The 22966-nt window shown below is 63.3% G+C and carries 24 protein-coding genes, 1 tRNA gene and 1 pseudogene; 18 read left to right on the forward strand and 8 right to left on the reverse strand.

All coding sequences use genetic code 11. The features are described 5' to 3' along the window. Positions 1–422 precede the first annotated feature (422 nt). Positions 423–1412: a LysR family transcriptional regulator gene (locus tag EN853_RS25250; RefSeq protein WP_127859309.1), complete on the reverse strand. Its 990-nt coding sequence runs from the start codon at positions 1410–1412 to the stop codon at positions 423–425. 222 nt (positions 1413–1634) lie between these two features. Here EN853_RS25250 and EN853_RS25255 point away from each other — a divergent pair, with 222 nt between their 5' ends. From EN853_RS25255 to EN853_RS25280, 6 genes are all read left to right on the forward strand, one after another. Next, positions 1635–2477 (forward strand): transporter substrate-binding domain-containing protein, encoded by an 843-nt coding sequence (locus EN853_RS25255; protein ID WP_210234809.1) that lies wholly within the window; start codon positions 1635–1637, stop codon positions 2475–2477. Between the two features lie 116 nt (positions 2478–2593). Next, on the forward strand, positions 2594–3343 hold the full coding sequence (locus tag EN853_RS25260) for an amino acid ABC transporter permease (RefSeq protein WP_127859307.1): 750 nt from the start codon (positions 2594–2596) through the stop codon (positions 3341–3343). Between the two features lie 12 nt (positions 3344–3355). Next, positions 3356–4042 carry an amino acid ABC transporter permease gene (locus EN853_RS25265; RefSeq protein ID WP_127859306.1) on the forward strand — a complete coding sequence of 229 codons (687 nt, stop codon included), beginning with the start codon at positions 3356–3358 and terminating at the stop codon, positions 4040–4042. A gap of 9 nt (positions 4043–4051) precedes the next feature. Further along, positions 4052–4801, forward strand: a complete 750-nt coding sequence (locus EN853_RS25270) for an amino acid ABC transporter ATP-binding protein (RefSeq protein ID WP_127859305.1) — start codon at positions 4052–4054, stop codon at positions 4799–4801. 28 nt (positions 4802–4829) lie between these two features. Next, positions 4830–6320 carry an aspartate ammonia-lyase gene (locus EN853_RS25275; RefSeq protein ID WP_245517183.1) on the forward strand — a complete coding sequence of 497 codons (1491 nt, stop codon included), beginning with the start codon at positions 4830–4832 and terminating at the stop codon, positions 6318–6320. 9 nt (positions 6321–6329) lie between these two features. Further along, positions 6330–7334, forward strand: a complete 1005-nt coding sequence (locus tag EN853_RS25280) for an asparaginase (protein ID WP_127859304.1) — start codon at positions 6330–6332, stop codon at positions 7332–7334. A 395-nt stretch (positions 7335–7729) separates the two neighbouring features. Here the strand turns inward: EN853_RS25280 and EN853_RS25285 are convergent. Then, positions 7730–7819: transfer RNA gene (locus EN853_RS25285), tRNA-Ser, on the reverse strand. A gap of 347 nt (positions 7820–8166) precedes the next feature. Between EN853_RS25285 and EN853_RS25290 the strand changes: the two genes are divergently transcribed. The 6 genes from EN853_RS25290 to EN853_RS25315 all read left to right on the forward strand — a co-directional run bounded on the left by EN853_RS25290 (position 8167) and on the right by EN853_RS25315 (position 13330). Beyond that, positions 8167–8907: a metallophosphoesterase gene (locus EN853_RS25290; RefSeq protein WP_127859303.1), complete on the forward strand. Its 741-nt coding sequence runs from the start codon at positions 8167–8169 to the stop codon at positions 8905–8907. 17 nt (positions 8908–8924) lie between these two features. After that, entirely contained in the window at positions 8925–10337 is a 1413-nt protein-coding gene (locus tag EN853_RS25295; protein WP_127859302.1) for a bifunctional serine/threonine-protein kinase/universal stress protein, read from the forward strand. 104 nt (positions 10338–10441) lie between these two features. Next, positions 10442–11143 carry a hypothetical protein gene (locus EN853_RS25300; RefSeq protein ID WP_127859301.1) on the forward strand — a complete coding sequence of 234 codons (702 nt, stop codon included), beginning with the start codon at positions 10442–10444 and terminating at the stop codon, positions 11141–11143. 147 nt (positions 11144–11290) lie between these two features. Continuing rightward, a complete protein-coding gene (locus tag EN853_RS25305; protein WP_127859300.1) occupies positions 11291–11611 on the forward strand; it encodes a hypothetical protein in 321 nt (106 codons plus the stop codon). 204 nt (positions 11612–11815) lie between these two features. After that, a complete protein-coding gene (locus EN853_RS25310; protein ID WP_127859299.1) occupies positions 11816–12805 on the forward strand; it encodes a BMP family ABC transporter substrate-binding protein in 990 nt (329 codons plus the stop codon). 69 nt (positions 12806–12874) lie between these two features. Beyond that, positions 12875–13330, forward strand: a complete 456-nt coding sequence (locus EN853_RS25315) for a GNAT family N-acetyltransferase (protein ID WP_127859298.1) — start codon at positions 12875–12877, stop codon at positions 13328–13330. Here EN853_RS25315 and EN853_RS25320 read toward each other — a convergent pair. Together EN853_RS25320 and EN853_RS25325 are read right to left on the reverse strand one after the other, a co-directional pair. Next, a complete protein-coding gene (locus tag EN853_RS25320) occupies positions 13325–13732 on the reverse strand; it encodes a hypothetical protein (RefSeq protein ID WP_127859297.1) in 408 nt (135 codons plus the stop codon). The two genes, EN853_RS25315 and EN853_RS25320, sit on opposite strands and share 6 nt — an antisense overlap. A gap of 25 nt (positions 13733–13757) precedes the next feature. After that, positions 13758–13967 (reverse strand): SlyX family protein, encoded by a 210-nt coding sequence (locus EN853_RS25325; protein WP_127859296.1) that lies wholly within the window; start codon positions 13965–13967, stop codon positions 13758–13760. Between the two features lie 164 nt (positions 13968–14131). On the opposite strand from EN853_RS25325, the gene EN853_RS25330 reads away from it, so the two are divergent. From EN853_RS25330 to deoA, 6 genes are all read left to right on the forward strand, one after another. Beyond that, positions 14132–15664 carry an ABC transporter ATP-binding protein gene (locus EN853_RS25330; RefSeq protein WP_127859295.1) on the forward strand — a complete coding sequence of 511 codons (1533 nt, stop codon included), beginning with the start codon at positions 14132–14134 and terminating at the stop codon, positions 15662–15664. Further along, positions 15661–16800, forward strand: a complete 1140-nt coding sequence (locus EN853_RS25335) for an ABC transporter permease (RefSeq protein ID WP_127859294.1) — start codon at positions 15661–15663, stop codon at positions 16798–16800. The genes EN853_RS25330 and EN853_RS25335 overlap by 4 nt, the downstream gene beginning before the upstream one ends. Position 16801: 1 nt before the next feature. Further along, on the forward strand, positions 16802–17773 hold the full coding sequence (locus EN853_RS25340; protein WP_127859293.1) for an ABC transporter permease: 972 nt from the start codon (positions 16802–16804) through the stop codon (positions 17771–17773). Between the two features lie 73 nt (positions 17774–17846). Next, complete coding sequence (gene cdd, locus EN853_RS25345; protein ID WP_127859292.1) at positions 17847–18239, forward strand: cytidine deaminase; 393 nt, start codon at positions 17847–17849, stop codon at positions 18237–18239. Next, positions 18236–19042: a purine-nucleoside phosphorylase gene (locus EN853_RS25350; protein ID WP_127859291.1), complete on the forward strand. Its 807-nt coding sequence runs from the start codon at positions 18236–18238 to the stop codon at positions 19040–19042. Before cdd ends, EN853_RS25350 begins: the two co-directional genes overlap by 4 nt. Continuing rightward, positions 19042–20358, forward strand: coding sequence for a thymidine phosphorylase (gene deoA, locus EN853_RS25355; protein WP_127859290.1), 1317 nt, complete (start codon positions 19042–19044; stop codon positions 20356–20358). The genes EN853_RS25350 and deoA overlap by 1 nt, the downstream gene beginning before the upstream one ends. A 109-nt stretch (positions 20359–20467) precedes the next feature. Here the strand turns inward: deoA and EN853_RS25360 are convergent. From EN853_RS25360 to queC, 4 genes and pseudogenes are all read right to left on the reverse strand, one after another. Continuing rightward, positions 20468–20815: pseudogene (locus EN853_RS25360) on the reverse strand (Tn3 family transposase); the annotation flags it as partial. Positions 20816–20837: 22 nt separating this feature from the next. Beyond that, positions 20838–21572 (reverse strand): 7-carboxy-7-deazaguanine synthase QueE, encoded by a 735-nt coding sequence (queE, locus tag EN853_RS25365; protein ID WP_127859289.1) that lies wholly within the window; start codon positions 21570–21572, stop codon positions 20838–20840. After that, a complete protein-coding gene (queD, locus tag EN853_RS25370; RefSeq protein WP_127859288.1) occupies positions 21569–21925 on the reverse strand; it encodes a 6-carboxytetrahydropterin synthase QueD in 357 nt (118 codons plus the stop codon). Before queD ends, queE begins: the two co-directional genes overlap by 4 nt. Beyond that, entirely contained in the window at positions 21925–22635 is a 711-nt protein-coding gene (gene queC / locus EN853_RS25375) for a 7-cyano-7-deazaguanine synthase QueC (RefSeq protein WP_127859287.1), read from the reverse strand. The genes queD and queC overlap by 1 nt, the downstream gene beginning before the upstream one ends. Between the last annotated feature and the right edge of the window lie 331 nt (positions 22636–22966).

Here is a 22966-nt window from a genome sequence, read left to right on the forward strand (position 1 = left end):
TCGGGCTCCTTGTTGAAGAAGCCCGTGATGCTCTGCCGCTGCCGAACCACCCTCAATGCGAGCGCGACGTCCGGTTCTTGACCTCTACCTCAACCGTTCGCGCCCTCCCGCGCAGCGGGTTTCGTTCAGCGGCAGGACGCTGACCTCCTCGATGTTGAGCGACGCCATGGCGGACTATGCGGATTCCTGACCGTTGGTCACGTCGGTACAGGGTCGCTCTGATCAAAAAGACTCAGAATGAGCTAAGACACGAATGGCCGCACTGCGCCCAATGTGAGCCGTAGCACCGTCATCGCCTGAAAGCAGACATAGCCGACAACTAGAGCCGCGGTCGTTGGTGCGTTTGAAGCGGACTTTCGCACTGGCCGAATGTTTCGCAGCAAATTTCGCGCGCCTAGAGAGACTAAGCGTAACTGATTGGTTCAGAGGTTGGTGTCGGGATTTAGCATCATCCATTCCATCTTGGGTTCGAGCCACGGGGCAAGCTCAAGGAACCGTGGCAAAGCTCTTGCTCTGACCATATTGCGGGCGAGTTCAGCAACGCGCGGCCCGAGCGTGACGAACTCCTGGCGGCGGGTGAGAAAGGTCAATTGGCGCGAAAATCCCGGTCCCGGAAGCGGCATCACCTCGACGCCGTCGACAAAGGCGGCGCCCTGTAGCAGGCAGAGCGGGGTCGTGATGGCAACGCCCACGCCGGTCGCCACCATGGCGACCAGCGCGTCGGACGTGTCGAATTCGAGCATGCGCGGAGGATCCAGGCCAAGCCGACGCAAATGCCGCTCGATTTGCGAGCCGCTGTGCGAGCGCGCGCTAAGTCGTATCAGATGGCGGCGGGATAGAATTTCGCGCAGATCCTGGTCCCTGCAATCTGCGCCGAGATTCTTCGGCACCAGCAGCAGATAGGGCTCGCGAAACAACGGATAGCGCTCGATATCGTCCAGGCCTTCCATCGGGTCCGAGGTGACTGCCGCGTCGATTGCGTGGCGCATCAGCGCCTCGGTATGGGAATAGGCAAGGCCCGACCATGCGGTGAGCCGCAGCGCGAGTGCCCCGTCCACCAATTCCTTGACGAGGTAGGCGCCGATGGTGCCGGCAAAGGAATCGACCAGGCCGAGCCGCAGGTCCAGCCGCTCCGGCATCGCCGCCGCGGACCGCACCGCGTCGACTGCCCGGCCGACCCGCTGGACCACCTCCTGGACCTGGGCCGCCAGCACCCTTCCCGCTTCGGTCGGGGTCAGCGGCCGGCGCTCGCGGTGCAAAAGCTTGGCGCCGATCTCCTTCTCCAGACGCCGTACGGCTTGTGATACCGCCGATTGGGTCAGGCCGAGGCGCGATCCGGCAGCGCTCATACTGCCGCTTTCAATCGCCACCGCCGCGATTTCAAGCATCCTGAGGTCGATGCCGTCCTTCATGGGAATTCCCTTACATCAGTAATTGAGATCATACTTTCCATTAAGACAAGTACATATGCTGAAAAACCGTTGCGGCCAACGGTCTGTGGCGTCATTCATGTCCGTGAAGGCCGCAACGGGAAGGGGCCTTCGGGAAACAGCCGACAAAAAGAAGAAAAGCGCCTGCGAAGCCATCGCTTCGCGGAGGCGAGGGATATTGAACACTCACGCACGGAGATGACGATGAAAGCTTTGAAAACCTTCGCATTCGGGTTGGCCCTCGGGCTTGGCGCGGCCGTCGCGCGTGCCGAGACACTCGACTGCGGCGACGACACCTTGTGCAAGATCGAGGCGACGAAAGTGTTGAAGGTCGGCACCAAGGACGACTACAAGCCGTGGTCCTACCGGGCCGCGGACGGCAGCTTCGCCGGCATGGAAGTGGACCTTGCCAATGCGCTCGGCCAACTCCTCGGCGCCAAGGTCGAGATCGTCAAGGTCAACTCGGCCAACCGCTTCGAATTCCTCGCCCAGGGGCAGATCGACATCATGATCGCATCGGCCACCGATACGGCCGAACGCCGCCAGGTCGTCGGCTTCGTCCATCCGAACTACTATTCGTCTGGCTACAACATCCTGCTGCCGAAGAAAGTGAAGGCGACCAAGTGGGACGAAATGACCGGCCAGACCATCTGCGCCATTCAGGGCGCCTGGTACAACAAGCCCGCGCAGGAGAAGTTCAAGCTCGAGCTACTGGCCTTTGCCGGCACCGCGGAGGTCGAAAGCGCCTTGCAGCAGGGCCGCTGCATCGGCGTGCTGTCCGATGACAATCTGATCAATGTGCAACTCGCGGATCCGAAATGGGCGGACTATTACATGCCGCTGCCGACCCAGGATGATGCGCCATGGGGCATTGCCGTCCGCAAGGCCGATCTCGACAAGCCATGGGGTGTGCTGGTCGCCGGCGCGATCGCCAATTGGCACCGCTCTGGCAAGCTGCTTGAGCTGGAGAAGGCCAACGGCATCGCCGAGTCCGCCTATCTGCGCAAGATGCACGAGGCGCTGAAGGATCACCTTGCCACGCAGTGAGCGAAAGGGTTTTCAGGCCGGGAATGACGCGCCCGCGAGTCACGTCAATCTCATCGATCATGCTCTGATCGCGCCGGTTCCTCCGGGGATCGGCCACCTCATCACGGGAGTGGGCAATGCTCGAACTCTTTCGTCAATTCGCGCTGGAGCTGAAGGCATCCGGCATCAACCTGACGATCCTCTACGACGCCTTCGATTTCGAGCGCTTCGTGTCGGGGCTCGCCACTACCTGCGCGCTGGTCGTCCTCTGCACGTTCTTCAGCATCCTGATCGGCGCCGCCGGTGCGACCGTGCTCGGTCTGTCCAGGGGGCCGGCGGCGATGCTGGTGTGCGCTTACGTGGCGCTCATCCGCAACACGCCGCTGCTCGTGCAGATGTATTTCTTCTACTTCGCCGTCGGCAGCCTGATGCCGGTCGGACAGAATGCCATCGGCCTGCCGGTGCCGATGATCGGCAACTTCACCTGGGCGGTGATCGCGCTTTCGCTCTATGCAGGCGCCTTCAACGTCGAAACCTTTCGCTCCGGCATCGGTGCCGTGCACGGCTCCTACGAGGAAGCGGCGCTGGCGCTCGGCTATTCGCGCTTCAAGGCTTTCCGCTATGTCGTGGCGCCGCTGGGACTACGCTTTTCCTTCGCCTCTTTGGCCAACAACCTGGTCGATCTCACCAAGGCGACCACCGTCGCCTATGCGATCGGCGTGGCGGAATTGCTCTACGTGTCGAATCAGATCTGGTCGGACTCCCTCAACACCTTCGAGATGATGAACGTCATGCTGGCCATCTACCTGCTTTTGACGGGGATCGTGGTTTGGATCATCGGCCGTGCGCAGCGGGCGATGCGCCTGCCCGGTTTCGGTGTGAACTGAGCGGAGCGCACCATGTCGGAAACCTCGATCTTCGCCGATGTTCTTCGATGGCTGCCCTTCGTGCTCTGGGGTTTCGGCCTCAACGTGCTGATGAGCGTGCTGGCGATCGTGCTCGGCACCGGCGCAGGCGTGTTCCTGGGCCTTGGCCAGACCTCGCATATCCGCCTGGTCGGTGGCGTCTCCCGCCTTGCCACCCAGCTGTTCCGCAACGCACCCTGGCTGGTGCTCTTGTTCTACTGCATCTTCCTGATGCCCTATTCGATCGTGATCTCCGGCGCGACCTACAACGTCCCGAGCTGGTTGCGCGCGACACTGGGTTTCAGCTTGCCGGTGGCGGCGAATTTTTCGGAGATCGTGCGCGGCGCGATAGGGTCCATCCCGAAGGGGCAGTGGGAGGCCGCCGAGGCGCTTGGCTATTCCAGGTCTGTCACGCTGTTCCGCATCATCCTGCCTCAGTGCATCACGCGCATGCTGCCGCCCTGGATGAACCTTTACGCGCTGCTCATCACTGCGACGCCGCTCGCCTCGATCGTCGGCGTCGAGGAAGCGCTGGCCCGCACCCAGGCGGCGGTGCAGTCCGAGGCGCAAGCCAGCTTCCTGATCCCGATGTATGCCACGCTGCTCGTGATGTTCTTTCTCTACACCTACCCGATTTCCCGCATCAGCAATGCGCTCGAGCGCCGCTTCCGAACCGTCTGAGGAGTTCTCATGCGAACCGAGATTGAAGGTCGAGACCTGGTCTCGCTCAAAGGCGTGCACAAGGCGTTCGGAAGCTTTGAGGTGCTGCGCGGCGTCGAGCTCGGCGTCGCCAAGGGCGAGGTCGCGGCCATCATCGGCCCGTCGGGTTCCGGCAAGTCGACGATCCTCAGAACCATCAACGGCCTGACCCCGGTCGATCACGGCGTGATCCAATTGGGCGACATCACGGTCACCGATCCGAAGGTCGACAAGGTGGCGCTGCGCCATCGCGTCGGCATGGTGTTTCAGCAGTACAATCTGTTCCCGCATAAGACCGTGCTGGAAAACGTCGCCATGGCGCCGATCCAGGTTTTGAAGGAACCGCGCAAGGACGTCGAGGAGAGGGCGCGCAACCTGCTTGCCGGGATGCGCCTTACCGAAAAGGCGCTTGCCTATCCGGGCGAATTGTCGGGCGGGCAACAGCAGCGCGTGGCGATCGCCCGTGCGCTCTGCATGCAGCCGGAAGTGATCCTCTTCGACGAGGTGACGGCGGCGCTCGATCCGGAAATGGTCAAGGAAGTGCTGAGCGCGGTGAGGAAGGTCGCCGAAGATGGCATGACCTGCATCCTGGTGACCCACGAGATGCGCTTCGCGCGCGAGGCGGCCAACCGCGTCTTCTTCACCGACAAGGGCGTGATCGTCGAACAGGGCGAGCCGAAGGCATTCTTCGCCAACCCTCAGGATCCGCGGACCAAGGAGTTCCTCGACAAGGTCCTCTGATCGCTCCACCCAAACCAGGGAATCCAACATGAACGAGATCATGCCAGGCTCGCCAGCCAGCGATGGCGAGCGCACCGAGACGGACGCGCTTGGCAGCCGTCGCATCGACGACGCCCATTACTACGGCATCCAGACGGTTCGCGCGCACGAGAATTTCTCCATCTCGGGCAAGACGATCGCCGATGTCCCGGGCTTCGTTGCAAGCGTCATCCGCATCAAGCAGGCCGCGGCGCTGGCCAATTTGGCGGCCGGAGGCCTGCCCAAGGAAATCGCCGAGGCGATTGTCGCGGCCGGCAAGTTTTGTCTGGAAGACTTCGAGCCGTCGCAGTTCTGCGTCGACATCTATCATGGCGGCGGCGGTACCGCCGCCAACATGAACGTCAACGAGGTTCTGGCGAACCGCGCCAACGAAGCGCTGACCGGCCATAAGGGCTACGACTGCGTCCATCCCAATACGCATGTGAACATGGGGCAGTCGACCAACGACGTCATCCCGTCGGCGATGAAGCTTGCCGTGCATGGCTTGCTGGCGCGGCTTCAGGGCTCGGGGTCGACGCTGGTCGAGGCCTTGGCCGCCAGGGAGGCCGAATTCGCCGGCGTGATAAAGCTCTCGCGCACCTGTTTCCAGGACGCGCTGCCGATCACGCTTGGCCAGCAATTGTCGGGCTACAGGCATGGCTTCCAGCGCATCCTGCGCGAGCTCGCCGCCGCGAAGGACAAATGCCTGCACCTGCCTCTCGGCGCCACTGCGATCGGCACCGAATTCGGTGCGCTGGCCGGCTACAAGGCCGAGATCTACGCCGAGCTCCGCCGCATCACCGGGCTCGAGCTGGAACCGGACGAGAACTTCTTCGACGGATTGCAGAATGCCGACCAATGGATATCGATCTCCGGCGTGCTGAAAGCCCTGGCGCTGTCGGTGGCCAAGATGTGCGCCGATCTCAGGCTCATGTCGTCGGGCCCGCGCGCCGGCCTTTCCGAGATCACGCTGCCAGCCGTGCAGCCGGGCTCGTCGATCATGCCCGGCAAGATCAATCCGGTCATTCCCGAGATGGCTATCCAAGTCTATTTCCGCGTCCTCGGCAACGACGCTACCGTCGCCCGGGCCTGCGAGGGCGAGCTCGACCTCAATGTCTGGGAATCGATCATCCTCAACGCCGTGACCGAATCGATCGTCCTACTCGACCGCACGATCCCTTTGCTCGTTTCGAAGTGCATCGTCGGGCTCACCGCCAACGAGACCGCGTGCCGCAGGGCGGCGGAGGGGTCGCTGGCATTGTCCACGGCGATTGCGGCGGTCTTCGACTATCCGAAAGCCGGATCGGTGGCGCGTTTCGCCGCCGAGCGGGGCATGCTGGTCAAGGATGCGGCCGTCGAAATGTCGCTTCTGTCGCGGCAGGAGGCCGAAGAGCTCTTCGAGGTCTCGCTTTTCGCCGATCCTTTGCGCTATCAAACGGTGATCCAGAAATATCGCCTTCTGGCGCAACAAGGTGTGCTCGGCGGCGCCGCGACGGAATGACCGCAGCATATGACCAAAGCAGTGCCTGAAGTGGCGTTCATCGGAACCGGCGGCACGATCGCCTCGATCGGCAAGGACGCGTTCGATGTCCTGGACTATGGAAATACCGACAACAGGCTTCACGCTGAAGAGATCATCGCGAAGCTGCCGCCACTGGACTATCTGGCGCGCGTAACGCCTGTCCGTTTCAACAATATCGAAAGCACCGCGGTCACCGCCGGCGACTGGCGGGATCTGGCGCTGCTTTGCACCAGGCTTGCCGCGGACAACCCGGAGCTCGCGGGCATTGTCATTGGTCACGGCACCGCCACGCTGGAGGAGACCGCCTACTGCCTCTCGCTGACGCTGAAACTCACGATTCCCGTGGTTTTCGTGGGGTCGCAGCGGCCGTTGAACGGCATTTCCTCGGATGCTCAGGCGAATCTGGTCGCCGCGATCAGGGTTGCGGTGTCGCCCGATTCAATCGGTCGCGGCGTCCTGGTCGTCCTGAATGACGAAGTCCATGCGGCGCGTGACGTGAGCAAACGCTCCACGTTCCGGCTGCATGCCTTCCAGTCGCCGGATTTCGGCGTGCTCGGTCAGGTCGACGGCGAGACGGTCCGGTACTATCGCCGGACCGAGCGGCGGCACACCCTGGAGAGTGAGTTTTCGATTGCCGACATCGCGGCCATGCCGCGCGTCGATGTTGCTTACAGTTATGCAGGCTCTGACGGAACAGCCATACGCGCTTTCGCGGCGGCCGGCGCCAAGGGTATCGTGCTTGCCGGCTTTGCGCCTGGCATGGGCACGCCGGCCGAAGTCGCTGCGCTTGAAGAGGCGATCGCGACAGGCATCGTGGCCCTGCAATCGTCCAAGGTGGGAAGCGGGGCGGCACTCGACAGCGCCCGCCACCGCGCCATCGGCATATTCGCTGCCGATAACCTGTCGCCGCAGAAGGCGCGAATCTTGCTCGGTCTCGGCCTTGCAAGGACCCAGGACCATGGCGAGTTGAAGAGGATGTTCGCGACATATTGACTGGGGGGCGGCCGGGTCAAAGTGCCCGCCTCTTGAGGACGCGAAGCATCATATCGAACGACCGCTGAGCGCCCCACGGCGGCCATATAAGCTACCTTCCCCGTCTCCCGAGAGCCGACATCACTTAGTCGACGCATGATAGGTTGACTCATGTCGGTGGTAAGAAGCCCACTCAGAACCTTGGCGACCTTGGCGTCAAACCCCAGGTTTCTCTGAAGACCAGCCGGTCCGCTTCCGGCCCCAAATAGGACGCTGATCTCCTCGATATTGAGCGACGCCATGGCGGACTGTGCGGATTCCTGGCCGTTTGTTACACAGACTACGACGCTTCGACCTTGAAGCGCTTCTATGATTTAACTAACTATTTGAAATAATTTACTTATTAGAAAAAATTCTGGCGGAGAGAGCGGGATTCGAACCCGCGTTACGGTTTCCCGTAAACACACTTTCCAGGCGTGCGCCTTCAACCACTCGGCCACCTCTCCGTCCTTGCATTCTCGCGCCGGCCGGTTTCGCCGCGCGGGTTGGGGAGATGCAGCTCCCTCGGGAAGTCCTTGTCGGACCATTCGGGATGCCTTCAACCGGCGGGCAACCCATTCCCAGCACCTCTAGCCGTCCAGGCAAAACAGGCGCGGGGCTCATCTAGTCGATCCGAAGGCGAATGCCAAGCCATAATGGCGCTGCAAATGCATTTGCGGTCTGTCGCCGAGACCGCCCTGGCAGCCGCCATCCCGCCCGACCCTGCTGTGGGTTGGCGCACAGCCCTTGAGCCGGATCAATTCCTTTGCAGCTGTTCCCTTGCTATGCCGTGCTGTTCCCGGGACAAGGTTGAATGCGCGTCGCGATCCTGTCTGACATTCATGCCAACCGCGAGGCGTTCGACGCAGTCCTGGAGGCTGTCGGCAAACAGGCCCCGGACCAGTTGGTGCTGCTTGGCGATCTGGTCGGCTATGGGCCCGACCCTGTCTATGTCGTCGAGAAGGCTGCCGATCTGGTCGAGGGCGGCGCATTCTGCATCAAGGGCAACCACGACGAAGCGGTGGCGGTCAGCCCGAACGGCATGACCGAAAACGCGCGGACCGCCATCGAATGGACCCGCGAACGCCTCGCGGCGAAGCATTTCGATTTCCTGGCACGGCTGCCGCTCTCGCTCCGGTCCGAAGACCGGCTCTATGTTCACGCCAGCGCGGAACGGCCGGAGAAATGGTTGTATATACGCGACATGGACGCGGCGGAACGCTGCCTGTCAGCAAGCGATGCCCGCTTCATCTTCTGCGGCCATACCCACATTCCGGCCATCTATTACGCCTTGCCGGGCAGCCGGCCGATCCATTTTTCGCCGCTGGACAACGTGGCTGCGCCTTTGTCGGCGCTGCGACGGCATCTGATCGTCGTTGGAGCCGTCGGCCAACCGCGCGATCGCAACCCGGCAGCCTGCTTCGCGCTTCTCGATACCAGCCGGCATGAGGTGACGATGGTTCGCGTTCCCTATGATTACGAAGAAACCGCCCGCAAGGTTCAGGCGTCCGGCCTGCCCACCTGGCTTGGCATGCGCTTGAAGATCGGCCGCTAGCTTCCCGGAGAGGATCGATGGAGAGGTACGAAACAGGGGCAAGCATCGACGGTTTCGAACTCGTCGAAAGGCTCCCGTCCGGCGGCATGGCGTCACTCTGGCGCGCGAAAAATCCGAAGTTCGATTTCCCGCTTCTGTTGAAGATCCCCTTTCTCGACCCGGGTGGGGACGTCTCAGTCATACTTGGCTTCGAGGCCGAGGAGCTGATCCTCAAACGCCTGTCGGGTGCGCACGTGCCGCGCTACGCCGCATCCGGAAACCTGGCGACGGTCCCGTACATAGCAATGGAATTCGTCACCGGTATCGGCCTGGCGGAAATGACGGGCCGCGCGCCGCTGCCGCCGGACGAGGTGGCAAGGATCGGCGGCGAAATCGCGAAGGCGCTCGCCGCCTTGCATCGCCAGAAGGTCGTTCACCTCGATCTCAAGCCCGAGAACATCATTCTGGCGGAACGCGGCGCCGTGCTTCTGGATTTCGGTCTCGCCCGCCACGCCGAGCTTCCGGACCTTCTCGGCGAGGAGAGCTCCGTGCCGATGGGCACCGCAGCCTATATTTCGCCGGAACAGGTGCTGGGCGAAAGGTCCGATCCTGCGAGCGACCTGTTCGCGCTGGGCTGCATCCTCTATCAGCTCGCCACCGGCGAGGAGCCATTCGGGCGTCCCGCCACCTTCGCAGGAATGAAGCGCAGGCTCTATCATGCGCCCAAGCCGCCACGGGACTTCGACAAGGCCATTCCGCGGTGGCTGGAAGCCATCATCCTCCGATGCATGGAAGTCGACAGGTCCAGGCGGTATGGCGAGGCGGCGCATGTTCTCTCGGATCTCAGAAACCCCGACCAGGTCGTGGTTGCCCTGAAGCGCGTGCCGGCGAACAAACGGGCCTGGGACGGGATCAGGAACCTTTTCCGCAGGACGGATGAGAAATCGCTAGTGGGCAAGCCGGCCGGCTCCGCGGCACGCGCCGGGCCGCCGATCGTTCTGGCCGCGGTCGACCTCGCCAACGGCAGCGATGCGCTGGCAGGCGAGGTCCTCAACGAAACCGCGCGGGTCCTTGCGGCGCGCGAGGATTCCTGGCTGGCCTGCGTGACGGTGTTGAAGACCGAGATCGTCGGCAACACGCCGAGCGTCGACGAATCAGGGCGCCTGGTCTATCTGCAGCGGCTGGTCGCGCTGAAGGACTGGGCGCGTTCGCTGCATCTGCCGGAAGACCGCATAAGCTATCACGTGCTGGAAGCCGTCAGTCCGGCCGACGCGATCCTCAACTACGCCGAGCACAATGACGTCGGGCACATCGTTGTCGGAGCCCGATCGTCCTCGGCAATTCGGCGGCACCTCGGCAGTGTCTCGACCAAGGTCGTGGCGCGAGCCCTTTGCTCGGTGTCGGTCGTCCGGTTGAAGGTGATCGAGGAGCAAAGGCAGCTGCCGCCTTGATGCCGTCGCGGTCTTGCAAGACCGTCCACGCTTGACTTCGGCCTTGCCTGCCTGTCGACTGCACCTGGAATTGCTTTGGGCTTTGCGAGGGGCAGCGTCCTGACATGGCGTCGATCAACCAGCGACCTGCGGGCCGGCCGGACAGCGGGCTCTCTTTCATCCCGGTGGCGTGGCTGATCATCGTCATGGGCCTGTCGGCCTACGGCCTCATCTCGAACTGGCGGCTGATCGGCGACTTCAACCTGCCGCAAAGCGTGTTCTTCCTGATCTATGGCGGGCTTGCCGGCGGCGTCGTCACCATTTTGTGGGGGCTTTACCTGCTCGGTCTTGCCTTCAACCGGTCGGCGCGTTTCCCGCGGCACTATACGATCTGGCAAGCGGCGATCATCCTGTGGCTCATCGTGCGCCAGGCCTATACGCTTCTGGTGCCCGACTTCGTCTTCTCGGCCGAAGCACTGGGTTTCACGCTCGCCGAGATCGCGATCAGCCTGCTCTGCATCTACCTGCTGCGGCACGGCGCCGGCGCCGAGACGGTCTACGCCAATCCAGAGACCGGGCGCCCACCGCTGCTGGTCTCGCTGGTCGCCGCCCTGCTCGGCATCATCCTTGGCGGCGCCATCGGTGCCGGCGCCGGATTTCTCGCCGGATCGCTCATCGCCGACGCCACCCATATGAGCTGCTTCGAGGGCGCCTGCGGGTTCTTTGCCGCCTTCATAGGCCTCGCAGGCCTGATCGTCGGGGCGATCGCCGGCGGCATCTTCGCAATCTGGCGGGTCAACAGGCGGAAGCCAGTGAGACCGGCCTGAAGCAATTACAGGAAAAGTGCGTAGCGGTTTTCCGTCCGCAATTGCGTCAAACAAGATCGGCTCAAAATCACGTGTCGCGATTGCCTGGCGGTTGCGCACGCTCTATGTCGGTTGCGGGCACGGGAGTTTCCCGGGGAGTGCGTTGGGATGTTGCGTTTCATCTTTCGGCTGGCGGCCATGGTTGCATTGTCGATTTCCGTCATCATGGCGGTGATCGACACGACGCGCTCGGTGGCGGCGTCGGCGCTCGTCATGACACCGCTCAACGCCAGCTGGCTGGCGGTATCGCCCGACACCCGCGCGGCCTTCGAAACCTATGTGCGCGCCAAAGCCGGTCCGCTGGTCTGGGACGTCGCCATCGCCTGGGTGCTCAGCCAACCAGGCTTCGCGGTGTTCACGGTGCTGGCGTTCCTGCTCTACGCCGTCGGCTATCGGCGGCGACGTCACGAATTCGCCCCGACCAACTGACGCGGACGTTCGCTCTGCTCGAAACGGTCGGTCCGGCCACTTTTTCCAACAGGTCAAAATTCCACGTGAATTTTGTTTCGGGCCGTGCCAGATTGGCCGCGAGCGGGAGGGGCATATACACTTCCTGCCTGACGTCGCAGGCCTGCCGGAGAACCGGGCAGGCAGGCGGTGCAAACGGAAAATAACCGACAGGGTGTGGATCACATGAAACGTATCGTTCTCGGCCTCCTGGCCGCAACTGCAATGGTTCTTCCGGCTTTCGCCGCGGATGTCCAGCCGGCCATCCTCTACGATCTCGGCGGCAAGTTCGACAAATCCTTCAACGAGGCCGCCTACCACGGCGCCGAGAAGTTCAAGCAAGAAACCGGCGTGGCTTACGTCGAATTCGAAGTTTCCAACGCCTCGCAGCGCGAGCAGGCACTGCGCCGCTTCGCCGAGGACGGCCGCAACCCGATCGTGATGGCCGGCTTTGCCTGGGAAGATGCGCTGAAGAAGGTCGCGGCCGAATATACCGACCTCAACTTCGCCATCATCGACGATGCCGTCGACCTGCCCAATGTCCGCTCGCTGGTCTTCAAGGAGAACGAAGGCTCCTATCTCGTCGGCATCATGGCGGCGATGGCGTCGAAGTCGAAGAAGGTCGGCTTCGTCGGCGGCATGGACATCCCGCTGATCCGCAAGTTTGAATGTGGCTATGTCGGCGGCGCCAAGTCGGCCGGCGCGACCGAAGTCATCCAGAACATGACCGGCGACACGCCGGCCGCCTGGAACGACCCGGCCAAGGGCGGCGAGATCGCCAAGACGCAGATCGACCAGGGCGCGGACGTCGTCTACGCCGCCGCCGGCGGCACCGGCGTCGGCGTGCTGCAGGCGGCTGCGGATGCCGGCAAACTCGGCATCGGCGTCGATTCCAACCAGAACGGCCTGCAGCCCGGCAAGGTGCTGACCTCGATGCTGAAGCGCGTCGACGTTGCCGTCTACAACGCCTTCATGGACGGCAAGAACGGCACGTTCAAGGGCGGCGTCGAGAATCTCGGCCTCAAGGAAGGCGGCGTCGACTACGCCATGGACGACAATAACAAGGCGCTGGTGACCGACGAGATGAAGGCGGCGGTCGAAAAGGCCAAGGCCGATATCATCGCAGGCACGGTCCAGGTGCACGACTATACTGCCGACAACAAGTGCCCGTATTGATCGGCAACTGAAGCGAGAAATGTCGACCGCCGGGCGAAGGCTCGGCGGTTTCCTTTTTGGGCAGGCATCATGCAACCGACAATCGAAGCCATGACGGACCGCGACGTCGAGGCCGTCGCGAGGCTGCGTCTGGCCGCCTTCTTCGAGGGCACCGGCCGCACGCTCGAAGAGGACATGGCCGGGCTTCGTGGGCTGATCGCGGGCGACGGGTTCGAGGTGGCCTTCGTCGTTCGCCTCGGCGGTTCGCCGATCGGCAGCTGCCTGTTCGTCCGCAACGAGATCGATCCGGCACATGATCTGACGCCCTGGCTTGCCGGGCTTGTCGTTGACGAGGCTTGTCGAAGGCGGGGCATTGGCACCGCGCTGGTGCGAGCCGTCGAAGCCCATGCGGTATCGGCCGGCGTCGGCATGCTCCATCTCTACACTTGGCAGGCGCGACGCTTTTACGAGGCGCTCGGCTGGACATCGGTCGAGCCCTTCGAGCAGGATGGCGAGCCGATGCTCCTGATGTCGCGCGAGCTATAGCGTGCCCGCGAGATAGCCCAGCGCGAACGCCGCCAGCAGCGCCATCGCGATGACAAATCCGAGCCGGCGGCCGAGCGAATGTAGGCCGACGCCATAGGGCTTGCGCTCGAGCCTGTGGACCATGACCGGCTGCGGCTTTGCCTCGCCATTGCGCAGGCCGGCAAGCCGCATTTGCGGCATCTCGCCAAGTCGCCTCTGGACAAGCTTCCAGCGTTCGTCCGACGTCGCATTCGATGGCCCCGCAGAGACCAGCGCACGCATGCGTTCGGCAAGCCGCAGCACCGCGTCGCGAAAGGCGGGATCGATCTGAAGGTCGCGCTCGGCGCGGGCACGCTCCCTGTCGTCCATCAGGCCGAAGACGTAGTCGCCGGCCCTTGCGATGCGGTCTCCTTCACTGGCCATGACCGTTTCTCTCCCAAATGCCCGCTTACCAGTGTGGCGGCTTGGTCACCGGCACGTCGGGCGCAGCCTGCTCCTCCAAAGCCAGGAACCGGTCGGTGAGGGCGGCGAGCTTGCGTTCCATGCGCTCGATCACCTTCCACTGCTCGGCGATCTGGCCGGACAGTTCCTCGATCGTCTTGTCCTGCTCGGCGGCGCGGATTTCCAGCGTCGTCAGCCGGTCGTCAGGCTTGCTCATTCAAAACCCGGGCTCTGTGAATGTGTAACTCCCGGCCACCTTCGAAATTGACAAGCGCGCGGGGATTTGTCGAGAGTGAATGGCGTTCCGGCCAATTGGCACGGGCGGGGCATCATGCTAGGCATTTTGACCAAGCGATAAAAAAACGAGTGGGAACAGGCTGCATGGCGCAAGCCGCAATCGAGCTCATAGGCATCAACAAGAGTTTTGGCGCCGTGCGCGCCAACCGCGACATCAACCTGGAAGTCGCGCGCGGCACCATCCACGGCATTGTCGGCGAGAACGGCGCCGGCAAGTCGACGCTGATGTCGATCCTCTACGGCTTCTACCAGGCCGACAGCGGCGAGATCCACGTCGGCGGCAAGCCGGTGTCGATCAACACCTCCAACGACGCGATCGCGCTCGGCATCGGCATGGTGCACCAGCACTTCATGCTGGTCGACAATTTCACGGTGCTCGAAAACGTCATCCTCGGCGCCGAGAACGATGCGCTCCTGAAGAGCAGCATCGCCAAGGCGCGCTCCGAGCTCGAGCGGCTGGAGCGCGAATACGGCCTCGAGGTCGATCCCGACGCCATCATCGAGGAACTGCCGGTCGGCCTGCAGCAGCGCGTCGAGATCCTCAAGGCGCTCTATCGCGGCGCCGAGATCCTGATCCTCGACGAGCCGACCGGGGTTTTGACGCCGGCCGAGGCCGATCACCTGTTCCGCATCCTCAAGCAATTGAAGGAGCAGGGAAAAACGGTGGTGCTGATCACGCACAAGCTGCGCGAGATCATGGCCATCACCGACACCGTCTCGGTCATGCGCCAGGGGACCATGGTGGCCACCAGGGCGACGAAGGAAACCACGGTCGGCGAATTGGCCGAACTGATGGTCGGGCGGCGCGTGCTCTTGCGGGTCGAGAAGGGCCAGTCGGAAGCCGGCGCGATAAAACTCTCGGTCAAGAACCTGACGGTCAAGGATTCCCGCGGCGTCACCATGGTCGACGACGTCTCGTTCGACGTGCGCGGCGGCGAGATCGTCGGCATCGCCGGCGTGGCCGGCAACGGCCAGTCGGAACTGCTCGAGGCGATCTCCGGCATAAGGCACGCCGTCTCCGGCGAGGTCATGCTCGAGGGCAGGCCGGTCGACCTCACCGGCAAGGCCGACCCGGGCGAATTGCGCGACCGCGGTCTCGCCCACGTGCCGGAGGACCGGCATCATGTCGGGCTGGTGCTCGCCTTCGAGGAGAACGAGAACTCGATCCTCGGCTATCACGACGACGAGCGCTATTTGAAGGGACCTTTCCTCAACGTCGATGCCATCATGGCCGACGCGAAGGACAAGATCGAAAAATACGACATCCGTCCCGGCAATCCGCGGCTGAGGACAGCCAATTTCTCGGGCGGCAACCAGCAGAAGATCGTGCTGGCGCGGGAGATGGAGCAGGATCCAGGCGTGCTGATCGTCGGCCAGCCGACGCGCGGCGTCGATGTCGGCGCCATCGAATTCATCCACAAGCGGCTGATCGCCATGCGCGACCAGGGCAAGGCGGTGCTGGTGGTGTCGGTGGAGCTCGACGAGATCCGCTCGCTGTCGGACCGCATCCTGGTGATGTTCGCCGGCCGCATCGTCGGCGAGCACGGGCCGGAGGCGACGGAAGGCGAGCTTGGTCTCTTGATGGCCGGTGTCGAGCACCAGGAGGCCGCCGAATGAGCACGCCTTACGCAAAGCTGCCGGCCTGGGCCGACTATGGGCTGATCCCGCTGATCAACCTGTCGGTCGCCTTCATCGTCGCCGGCTTCGTCGTCATGCTGGTCGGCGAGAATCCGTTCCGCGCCGCCGTGATCCTGGTGCAGGGCGCCTTCGGCCGGGGCACGGGTATCGCGTTTACCCTCTACTACGCCACGACCTTCATTTTCAGCGGGCTTTCGGTGGCGGTCGCCGTCCATTGCGGGTTGTTCAATATTGGCGGCGAGGGGCAGGGCTATATAGCCGGGCTCGGCATCGGCGTCGTCTGCCTCGCCTTCGACAGCATTTTGCCATGGTGGCTGACCTTCCCGCTGGCAATCATCGCCGCGGCCGGCATGGGCGCGCTGTGGGCACTGATCCCGGCTTATCTGCAGGCCAAGCGCGGCTCGCACATCGTCATCACAACCATCATGTTCAACTTTATCGCCGCCAGCGTCATGGTCTACGCGCTGGTCGACATCTTGAAGCCGGCCGGCTCGATGGCGCCGCAGACGCGCAACTTCCTGCCCGGTGCGGAGCTGCCGAAGCTCAACTGGATAATAGAGCTCTTCGGCGCCAAGATCCGCTCGGCGCCGCTCAACATCTGCTTCCTGCTCGCGCTGATCATGGCCTTCCTGGTCTGGCTGCTGATCTGGCGCACCAAGCTCGGCTACGAGATGCGCACCTATGGCCACAGCCCGAAGGCGGCGCGCTATGCCGGCATTTCGGAAACCCGCATCATCCTGATCGCAATGGTCATCTCCGGCGCGCTGGCCGGCATGATGGCGCTCAATCCGGTGATGGGCGACCAGCACAATGTCGCGCTCGATTTCGTTTCCGGGGCAGGCTTCGTCGGCATCGCGGTGGCGCTGATGGGACGCTCGCACCCCGTGGGCATCGTGCTCGCGGCAATGCTGTTCGGCATGCTTTATCAAGGAGGTGCCGAGCTCGCCTTCGAAATGCCGGCGATCAGCCGTGACATGATCGTCATCATCCAGGGCCTGGTAATCCTGTTCGCCGGCGCGCTGGAGCACATGTTCAGGCCCTATATCCAGGCGCTGTTCGCCTCGCTCAGCCCGACGTCTGTCGGCATCGGAGCAGTCAAGGGGAAGGGGGCCTGACATGGATAGTTTCGTTGCCATCGTCCAGGTGCTGGACTCGACAATCCGCCTGTCGGTGCCGCTGCTGCTTGCCTGCCTCGCCGGCCTCTATTCCGAGCGGGCCGGCATCTTCGACATCGGTCTCGAAGGCAAGATGCTGGTCGGCGCCTTCGCCGGCGCCGCCGCGGCCTCCGTCTTCCACTCGGCCTTCATCGGCCTCGGCATGGCGATCCTGATCTCGGTCGCCTTCGCCATGGTGCACGGCTTCGCCTCGATCACGCACCGCGGCAACCAGATCGTTTCCGGCGTCGCCATCAACTTCGTCGCCGCAGGGTCGACCATCATTCTGGGTCAGGCCTGGTTCCAGCAGGGCGGTCGCACGCCGGCGCTGCAGCCCGGCGAACGGTTCGAGGCGATCGTCTGGCCCGGTGCCGACGCGGTGAGGGGCGTGCCGATCCTCGGCCCGATCTATTCGGAGCTGATCTCCGGCCATTCCATACTGGTCTATTTCGCCTTCGCGATGGTGCCGTTCACCTGGTGGGTGCTGTTCCGCACCCGCTTCGGCCTCAGGATGCGCGCAGTCGGCGAGAACCCGGCCGCCGTCGACACCGCCGGCATTTCGGTCGCTTGGCTGCGCTACCGGGCGCTGATCTGCACCGGCGTGCTCACCGGCGTCGCCGGCGCCTATCTGTCGATGGTGCAGAATGGCGGCTTCGTGAAGGACATGACCGCGGGCAAGGGCTACATCGCGCTCGCCGCGCTGATCTTCGCCAAATGGAAGCCGGTCAATGCCATGTTCGCCTGTCTGCTCTTCGGTTTCCTCGATGCTCTGTCGATCCGCCTGCAAGGCACGCCGCTGCCGATCGTCGGCAAGGTGCCGGTGCAGTTCATGCAGGCGCTGCCCTATGTGCTCACCGTCATCCTGCTCGCCGGCTTCATCGGCAAGGCAATCCCGCCGCGCGCCGGCGGCGTGCCCTACGTCAAGGAACGCTGAGATCGGGACGACAGGAACCGCTCGGCCTCGACGCAATCGGCTTTTGAACAAGATCGTGGGAGAGAAGAACTGAATGTCGCATGATCTGTTCGAGGCGGCGAAGGCTGCGATGGCGAAAGCCTATGCGCCCTATTCCAAGTTCCCCGTGGGCGCGGCGCTGCGCACCGAGGACGGGCGCGTCTTTGCCGGCGCCAATATCGAGGTGGCGTCCTATCCCGAAGGCTGGTGCGCCGAGACGACGGCGCTTGGCCATTACATCATGGGCGGCGGCGGCAGGATCACCGAGGTCGCCGTGATTGCCGAGCGCATGGCGAAATGCACACCCTGCGGCGGCTGCCGGCAGCGGCTGGCGGAGTTTTGCCGGCCGGAGACCAAGCTTTATCTCTGCGACAATACCGGCGTGGTCGAGACCGTGACCATGGGCGAGATGCTGCCTTACGGCTTCAGCGGCGATATTCTGAAATGAAGGAAGCGCTGGATCATCTGGTCGAGAAACTCGACGGGCTGGCACCGACTGCGGCGCTTGTGCTGGGCTCCGGCCTCGGCGGTCTGGTCGACCAGGTCGAGGATGCCCGCCGCATTTCCTATGCCGAACTGGCGGGGTTCCCGCGAAGCGGTGTGTCCGGCCATGCCGGAGAAGTGGTGGCGGGGCATTTCGCAGGCACGCCGGTGCTGATGCTGTCCGGCCGCGCGCATTACTACGAGCACGGCAACGCCGCCGCGATGCGCCCGGCGTTGGAGGTGCTTGCCGGCATCGGCATCTCGCATCTCATCCTCACCAACGCCGCCGGATCGGTCGAGCCGGATATGGGGCCGGGCTCGGTTATGCTGATCACCGACCACATCAATTTCTCCGGCTCCAATCCGCTGATCGGCGAGCCGAGCGACCGCCGCTTCGTCGGCCTTACCGAGGCTTATGATGCCGGCTTGCGCAAGGCGATCGAGAAGGCGGCCCAGGCCACCGGAACCGCGCTCCACAAGGGCGTCTATATGTGGTTCTCGGGACCATGCTTCGAGACGCCGGCCGAAATCCGCATGGCGCGCGTCATGGGCGCCAACGCGGTCGGCATGTCGACGGTGCCGGAGGTCATCCTCGCCCGCTTCCTCGGCCTCAAGGTCGCCGCGTGCTCGGTCATCACCAATCTGGCCGCGGGCATGACCGGGGCTGAGCTTTCGCATCAGGAAACCAAGGACATGGCGCCGGTCGGCGGCGCGCGGCTGGCGACGATCCTGCGGCGCGTCTTCGAGCAAGGCTTGCCGGAAAGCTGATGCTCCCCCAGGAAATCATCCGACGCAAACGCGATGGCCACAAGCTCTCGGCGTCCGAGATCGCGGCCTTCATCGAGGGGATAACGGCCGGCACGCTCTCAGAGGGCCAGATCGGCGCTTTCGCCATGGCGGTGTTCCTCAAAGGCATGAGCCGCGAGGAGGCGGTGGCGCTTACGCTCGCCATGCGCGATTCCGGCGATGTGCTCGACTGGTCCGACCTGCCGGGGCCGGTCACCGACAAGCATTCGACGGGCGGCGTCGGTGACAATGTCTCGCTGATGCTGGCGCCGATCGTCGCCGCCTGCGGCGCCTACGTGCCGATGATCTCCGGCCGCGGGCTCGGCCACACCGGCGGCACGCTCGACAAGATGGACGCCATCCCCGGCTACGTCAGCCAGCCGGATGTGGCGCGCTTCCGCAAGACGGTGCTCGAGACCGGCTGCGCCATCATCGGCCAGACCGCCGATCTGGCGCCCGCCGACCGCCGGCTCTATGCGATCCGCGACGTGACCGGCACTGTCGAATCGGTGCCGCTGATCACGGCCTCGATCCTGTCAAAGAAGCTCGCCGCCGGTCTGGGCTCGCTGGTGCTCGACGTCAAGGTCGGCAACGGCGCCTTCATGGAGAAGTCGCGCGACGCGGTCGCCCTGGCGAACAGCCTGGTCGAGGTCGCCAACGGAGCGGGCCTCAAGGCTTCGGCCCTGGTGACCGGCATGAACGAGCCGCTCGCCTCGGCCGCCGGCAATGCGGTCGAGGTGAGGAATGCGGTCGATTTCCTGACCGGCCGTTTCCGGGACCGCCGGCTTGAGGATGTGACGCTGGCGCTCGCCGCCGAAATGCTGCAGTCGGCGGGGATCGTCTCGTCCAACCAGGACGGGATCAGGCGCGCCGCCGAGACGCTTGCCGGTGGCCGCGCGGCGGCTGTCTTCGCGCGCATGGTGACGGCGCTCGGCGGTCCCGTTGATTTTATCGAGAAGCCGGAAAAATACCTGCCGAATGCGCCGGTGGAATTGGCCGTGGAAGCGTCCGACGACGGCTTCGTCACCGGCATCGCGACGCGCGACATCGGCCTTGCCGTCGTTGGCCTCGGCGGCGGACGCACGCGTCCGGACGACAGGATCGATCACGCCGTCGGTATCACTAGGCTGCTGCCGGTCGGCGCCGAGGTGCGGGCAGGTGAGGCGCTGGCGCTGGTCCATGCCCGGACCAGGGCGGATGCCGAGGCCGCCGCCGCAGCGGTGCGCTCCGCTTATACGGTCGGATCCTCCAAGCCATCCGCCGAGAAGACCGTGCTCAGGCGGATACTGCCGCTTTAGAGCCGGATGATTTCAGGTCGAATCGACCTGAAATCTGAATCCGTCTCTAAATGGGGTCAGGACAAGAGCAGTTCAAAATCCTGCGCTAAGATCGAACGTACGATGGACATCATGCGGCCCGGAAAAGACGTCCGGGAAGCCTCAAGAGTCTGAAGCCTTCGGGCATTTGCTGCTCGGTGTCCCAGGAATAGATGCCGGTGAGGTTGATGTGCTCCCAGCTGAGCGGCGAGACGTGCTTGAGCAGTTCGTCGGGAATATTTCGGCCTTGCTGGCGCAGATGGGCCGTGGCCCGACTGAGATAGACGGTGTTCCAGTAAACGATGGCGCTGACGACCAGATTAAGCCCGGACGCCCGGAAGGCCTGGCTGTCATAGGACCGGTCGCGGATTTCACCGCGCTCATGGAAGAAGACGGCGCGCTTGAGCTTATGGGCCGCTTCACCCTTGTTGAGACCGGCCTCTGGCAAGACGCGGGCAGACTCAGACGCCTCGCCTGTTGCCCCAGAGCAGGACGTGTAGCTGCGGCAACACGCGTGCCTCGAACCATTGATCGTCCGTCACTTTGCCGACCAGCCAAAGCGTCCGGTCCATGATGCCGTCGATATCCACCGTTGCTGAGTCGTCATCGGGCGGCGGCGGTGTGTGGTTACCGGGCTGGAGATAAACCGAAAGAGTTGGGTAGCGGGCGGCGGCGGCGCGGGCATAGGCGTAATCGCCGTCGTCAAAAACAACGATTTTCAGCGCGATCTGCGGTGCTTCCGCGGCCATGCGCAGACAAGCGTCAAACGCGTCCCAATCCGTTTCCATGCCGCTTGACGGGGGCTTTGGGCTCAGCACCAGAACGTCGAGATTGGCGAACCAGTCCCTTGCAACGCTGCCCTGGGTTTCTAGGGCGAAACGATAGCCCTCACGATGACCGCGCTCCATGAGCGCGCCCAGCGGCTGGATCGCCGGATTGCCGCCGGAGAGCGAAACCATCAGCGGCCTGGAACCGGAGAGCCGGGTCACCTCCCGCCAGATCTCGTCTACCGACATCGGGAGCCATTGATCTCGATATTCGCTCGCGACCGCATGGAGCGTATCGCACCATGAACAGCGATAGTCGCAGCCGCCGGTCCGGACGAAGACGGTGGGAAGGCCGATCAGTATGCCCTCCCCCTGGATCGTCGGTCCGAAGATCTCGCTGATGCGGATCTGTGTCTCGCCGGCGCTCATGGCCGGTATTCCGCCCAGGTCTTCGGCGTTTCGCTGACGCGCACCGCTGACGTTTCCGGCAGTCTCTCCTTGCACCAGTCGTAAAAATGTTTTGCCAGATATTCCGCCGTGACCCCATCATGCCCAAGAACATCGTTCAGGTGACGATGATCGAAGGCCTCATCGATATAGCGCTTGAGCGGCGCAAGCTCGTGGTAGTCGCGGACGAAGCCGTCGCTGTTAAGCGTGGCGGCCGAAAGCTCGACCTCGACGACGTAGTTGTGCCCGTGCAGGCGAGCGCATTGGTGTTCGGCCGGCAGGCGCGCCAACTGATGCGAAGCTGAGAAGTGAAATTCCTTGGTGATGCGGAACATTACTTCACCTCCTCAGCGGAAAAGCCAGCGGTGGCTGCCACCCAGAAGTTCGGATCCTCGTAGTCGGTCGGATCGTCGATCCCGGCAAGGTGAAACGCCTCGCGCCGCTCCACGCACGTTCCGCAACGACCGCAATGGCGCACGCCGCCCTTGTAGCACGACCAGGTCTCCGCAAAGGGAGTACCGTTTTGCGCACCGTCGGCCACGATACCAGCCTTCGATATTTGAACGTAGGGCGCATAAAGCGAAACGCTGGCATAGCCGTCGAGCGCCTGGTCCTGCATTGCCTGAAATGCATCGATGAAGCCGGGGCGACAATCGGGATAGATGAAATGATCGCCGCCATGCACGGCAACTCCAACGGCCTCGGCTTGCTGCGCGGCGGCAAGCCCGAAGGCGATGGCTAGCATGATCGCGTTGCGGTTGGGGACAATTGTGGTTTTCATCGTCTCCTCGGCATAGTGCCCGTCCGGAACGGCGATATCGTCGGTCAGGGCCGAGCCGGCGAGATGGGCGCCGATATTCCTGATGTCGATGATCTGGTGGGCAACGCCGAGCCGCCTGGCGCAGGCTGCGGCGAAATCCAGCTCCTTGCGATGCCGCTGTCCGTAATCGAAGGAAAGAAGGCCGACGAGTTGATGTTCCGCTGCCACCTTATGGGCGAGCGAAACGGAGTCCAATCCGCCGGAGCAGATGACGATGGTTTTCATACTATGAGATCCCTTGTTTTGACCGGGTGGGCTGCGACCGGATTGCGAGATACCTTCTAAGACAAAGGTATGCCTTTTTGAAGAGAAAGCATGACGTGGCGGTTAGCTTGCATTAATTTTGGGGTTGAAGGGATACGAACCTTAGACCCAGCTGCCGGCACTTTCGATCCCAATCAGCTCCAAAGGTATGACAGCGGTGATGTGCACGAGGATCTTGCTAGGGGGAATGAGCATCTCGGCCATCGCGAGGAAATTCGCAACCAGTCGCCAGGCCGTCATGCGCGTGCGAGATGAAAGTTCACGTTCTGTTCGATCTTAGCGCAGGATTTTG

Origin of the sequence: Mesorhizobium sp. M1C.F.Ca.ET.210.01.1.1 (assembly GCF_004791585.1) — a bacterium.
Lineage (GTDB): Bacteria > Pseudomonadota > Alphaproteobacteria > Rhizobiales > Rhizobiaceae > Mesorhizobium.